Origin of the sequence: Nocardioides sp., from assembly GCF_034670285.1 — a bacterium.
Classification (GTDB): domain Bacteria; phylum Actinomycetota; class Actinomycetes; order Propionibacteriales; family Nocardioidaceae; genus Nocardioides.
Genome location: NZ_JAXMNS010000380.1, coordinates 1 through 3,642, shown reverse-complemented (window position 1 = coordinate 3,642; position 3,642 = coordinate 1). Strand labels below are relative to the sequence as shown.

Annotated in this window: 3 protein-coding genes; all 3 read right to left on the bottom strand. The window is 71.4% G+C overall.

What is annotated here, in order from left to right; genetic code table 11:
• Positions 1-143: 143 nt before the first annotated feature.
• Genes VOI19_RS16215 through VOI19_RS16205 form a run of 3 tightly spaced genes read right to left on the bottom strand, consistent with a single transcriptional unit; the run spans position 144 to position 3,475 of the window.
• Complete coding sequence (locus tag VOI19_RS16215; RefSeq protein WP_323794002.1) at positions 144-1,850, bottom strand: GMC family oxidoreductase; 1,707 nt, start codon at positions 1,848-1,850, stop codon at positions 144-146.
• The gene (locus VOI19_RS16210) at positions 1,847-2,830 is read right to left on the bottom strand and encodes a gluconate 2-dehydrogenase subunit 3 family protein (RefSeq protein WP_323794001.1); all 984 of its coding nucleotides are present in this window, start codon (positions 2,828-2,830) and stop codon (positions 1,847-1,849) included. The genes VOI19_RS16215 and VOI19_RS16210 overlap by 4 nt, the downstream gene beginning before the upstream one ends.
• 42 nt (positions 2,831-2,872) lie before the next feature.
• Positions 2,873-3,475, bottom strand: coding sequence for a LysE/ArgO family amino acid transporter (locus tag VOI19_RS16205; RefSeq protein ID WP_323794000.1), 603 nt, complete (start codon positions 3,473-3,475; stop codon positions 2,873-2,875).
• Positions 3,476-3,642: the final 167 nt, after the last annotated feature.

Below are 3,642 nucleotides of genomic sequence, written 5' to 3'. Positions count from 1 at the left end.
CGTACGGCGGCAGCGGCCGCGCCGGCGGGGGCAGAGGTGGGCGCCAGCGCGAGCGGGGCGGCAGCGCCAGCGCCCAGCAGCGCTCGACGGCTGAGGCCGGCCGTTGCCGATGCCGGGGTGCAGGTGTGGCACATGGAGCTCTCCTACTCGCCGGGACGGGTGGCCAACCGGCGGGCGATGCGCTGGGCGTTGGCCATGATGGTCAGGGTGGGGTTGAATCCCGGGTAGGTCGGCCAGGTGGAGGCATCGGCGACGTAGACGTTGTCCAGCTCGTGCATCCGGCCGGACGGTGCGCAGACCGACGTACGTGGATCTCGGCCCATCCTGGCCGTGCCCGCCAGGTGGGCGGTGTAGGTGATCCCGTCGCTGAGGAGCGGGAACGGCAGGACGACGGCCCCGGTCGCGCCCGGGGCGAGCGCATGCATGGCCTCGAGGCGGGCGCCGAGCAGGATCGCGGCAGCCTGCTCGTGACGGTGGGGGGAGTAGGTGATCCGCGCCGCCGGGTTGCCGAGGAAGTCGCGGACCTTCGGGTCGAGGTCCACACGATTGTGCTTCTGCGGAAGGTCCTGGTGGACCAGCTGGGAGGCGGCGACCCCGGCGTGGAGGCCGACCTTGAGGATCTGCTTCAGGGGTGCCCCGTAGCCGACCAGGTCGGCGAGCAGCTTGGCACCCTCGACAGGGGGAGCCCCGGAGCCGACCTGGACGACGCCCCCTGCGACGTAAGGAACGCCCAGTGCAGTGACCTCGGGGCCGGTGAACGGCCCGACCAGGTCGTCGATGGCCAGCGTCGTGGACTGGGCCCGGAGCGGATGGACGTTGGTGGGGAAGAACGCCGCTGCCTGGGTGAAGTTGTGGAACATCATGTTGCGCCCCACCTGGTCGGAACGGTTGCCCAGGCCGCGCGGGTGCTTGTCGTTGGCCGAGAGCAGCAGCAGCCGGGCGGTGTTGATCGGGCTGCCGGCGAGGACGACGGTGGTAGCCCGGGTGCGGTGCTCGCGGCCGCGCACGTCGCGCCACAGGACGGCCGTCGCCCGGCGTCCGTCTCGCGAGGTCTGGACCCGGTGCACCCACGCGCGGTCGATCACTCGCACGCGACCGGTTCGCAAGGCCGGGTTGAGGTACGAGACGAGTGCGTCGCCGCGCGCGTTGATAGGACAGCCGAAGCCGGAGCAGAGCCCGCAGGAGTTGCACGCGGGGCGACCCTGGAACACGCGGGAGTTCACAGCCGCGGGCAGCGGGTACGGCTCGTAGCCCAGTCGCTCCGCGCCCTGACCGAGCAGCCCGGCGGCGTATCCGGTGGGGTTGGGTCCCTGCACGAAGTCGCGCCGGCGGGGCGACTGGCTCAGGGTCCGCGCCGGCATCGCGGACCGGTCGCCCTGCACGCCGAGGCGGTACTCGACCTCGTCGTAGAACGGCTCGAGGTCGTCGTACTCGATCGGCCAGTCCGCCACCTGGGCATCCGCGACCGGACCAAGAGCGGAGCGCTGGTGGAAGTCCTGCTTCCAGAAACGCGGTGTCTTGGCGTTGTAGTGCAACGAGGTGCCTCCGACCGCTGCTCCCAGCTGGCCCAGTGCCCCGGTGGCAGAGCGTGCGACACCCTGAAAAGCCTCTGCCTGCGTGCGGGTCGTGTAGGGCTCGAGCCGGGCATCGGGGAAGCCGAAGCCACGCGCGCCCTTGATCTCGTCACTTCCGTAGTGGGTGCCGAGATCGGCGCTGCGACGCTTGCCCAGCCCGGGTCGCAGGTTGCGGCCGCGCTCGAGGATGGTCACGTCCCAGCCGTGCTGGGCGAGCTCCCAGGCCACCACCGATCCTGCGGCACCGGAGCCGATCACGACGGCCTGCTGGTTCACGAGGTCTTCCCCGTGCGTGTCGAGGCGATGATCCGGCGCGTCAGCGCGTCCAGCGTTCTGAGGTCGGAGGTTGGGTCCTCGGCCCCCTGACGGAGTGCCGCGACCATCGACTGCACCTCGGACTGCCGTGCCGCAAAGCTGTCCTCGGATGCAGCGCGGAGCCCGTGGACGGCCTCGGAGGGGGCCAGGGCGATCAGCGGCAGCGACCCGCCGAGCAGCTCTGAGAGCGGTACGTCGAGCACGGGGAGCAGCTCGGTCTCGGGCTGGGTGACTTCGCGACGGGTGTAGCCGCGAGGCTGACGGTCGCCGTCGAACCCGATGGCCTTCCAGCCTTTCTGGCGGTGGTTGCCGCCGTACTCGGGCGCGCCGAAGAGAAACTCGAGGGTGTGCGGCACCGCGACGTCGAGCATCGCCTGCACGTCGCTGTCCTCGTTCAGTCGCAGGGCCAGGTCGCGCGCGGGGCCCGGAAGGCCGGCGAAGCCCGGCACGTTCGCCGCGAGGCGCCGCAGGCCCCTGCGGTAGACGCGACGAAGTCCTGGGGTCGCGCCGTTGCGCTGAAGACGTGCACGCCCTCGGGACCCATGAAGTCGAAGGCGCCAGGCGAGCCGCTCGTAGTCGTCGAGCTCGACGAAGCGGGCGAAGTCGTTGACCTTCGCGCCGCCGCGTCGAGAGAAGGGGCCGCCGGCGTAGATCCGAGGGGGGTCGGTCTCGAACGCCCCCAGCAGGGAGTCGATGGCGTGGTGCACCCGAGCCGTGACGGCGCCGTCGACGCTGTCCTCGGGTCGACCCGGCACGACCCGGTCCACGACGCCGCGCAACGTGGCGAGCTCGGCGGGCGACAGGAAGCGCGCTCGGTCGGCACCCAGCGGCAACGCGACTGCGTTGGCACCGGTGCCGAGCACGGCCACGGCGCCCAGCCCGCCGGACGAGGCCAGGAGCGCCCGCCGGGACACCGACGGGTCGGGGAGGTCGATCACCATGGCGGGAGCGTAGCGTCAGTTGTGACATCTGCTCCAGCAGTGTCAGGCGCCGCCGAGGGCGAGACGGACGGCGATCGCGAGCATCGTGAGACCGATGACGACGTCGAGCACCTGCCATGCGCGCGGCGTCGACAGCCTTCGGTGGGCGAGCCGAGCGCCGTACCCGAGAGCGGTGAACCACAACAGGCTGGCCGCTCCGGCGCCCGCGGCGAACCACCACGGTGCGGCATCGGCCTGGGCGATCGAGCCGAGCAGCAGCACGGTGTCGAGGTAGACGTGCGGGTTGAGCCAGGTCAGCGCGACCGCCTTGGCCACGGTCGGTCCGAGGGCGGCGGAGTCGCCGCGCGCGGCCTCGAGCGACGAGGGCCGCCGTGCGCGCAGCAGTGACGTGACGCCATACCAGGTGAGGAAGGCGGCGCCGGCCCAGCGCACGACGTCGATGACCCAGGGTGCCTGCTCGACCACGACGCCGATCCCGGCGACGCCGGCGAGGATGAGGGCCAGGTCGGAGAGGGCGCAGACCGCCACGACCGGTCCGACGTGGCGACGGGCCAAGCCCTGGCGCAGGACGAACGCGTTCTGCGCGCCGATGGCGACGATGAGGGCGAGGCCGGTGACGAGGCCGGTCGCGAGTGAGGTCAGCACGCGTTCACGGTAGGGACTCGAGGTGATGAAGACCAACGAAAGTATCTTCAGATCCTTTAGATTTCCTTCATGGTGCCGCACCCCGATCAGCTGGCCGCGCTCGTGGCGATCATCGACCACGGCACGTTCGAGGCCGCTGCCCGGCACCTGCACCTGACGACCAGTGC

What these genes read in the sequence shown, in the direction of transcription:
- VOI19_RS16210 (WP_323794001.1), bottom strand. Translation starts at nt 2,830, where the DNA reads ATGGTGATCGACCTCCCCGACCCGTCGGTGTCCCGGCGGGCGCTCCTG.